The sequence below is a fragment of the Sedimentibacter sp. B4 genome (assembly GCF_000309315.1).
Taxonomy (GTDB): domain Bacteria; phylum Bacillota; class Clostridia; order Tissierellales; family Sedimentibacteraceae; genus Sedimentibacter; species Sedimentibacter saalensis.
The window spans coordinates 1-228 of sequence record NZ_CANG01000357.1 but is presented as its reverse complement, the minus strand read 5'-3'; the positions used below and the strand labels follow the sequence as shown (position 1 = coordinate 228).

1 protein-coding gene is annotated in these 228 nt (G+C 73.2%); it reads left to right on the top strand.

The features are described 5' to 3' along the window. A partial coding sequence (locus tag BN358_RS11420) for a MarR family winged helix-turn-helix transcriptional regulator (protein ID WP_232233109.1) occupies nt 1-224 on the top strand: 224 nt, incomplete at its 5' end. Nucleotides 225-228 lie beyond the last annotated feature (4 nt).

The window sequence follows — 228 nt, the reverse complement described above, 5'->3', positions numbered from 1 at the left end:
GATCTCGCGGATGGAGTCGAAGGGGCCTGGTGCAGCGGGTCGCGTGCCCGTCCGACCGGCGCGGCGTGAACGCGATCATGACTCCCGCGGGCTACCAGCTGCTGGTGGACGCCGCCCCCAGCCACGTCGAGTCGGTCCGCCACGCGCTGGTGGACCGGGTCGACCCCGACGACTTCGAAGCGCTGGGCCGGGCCATGGAGGCGGTCGCCCGCGTGGAAGACTGAGGCC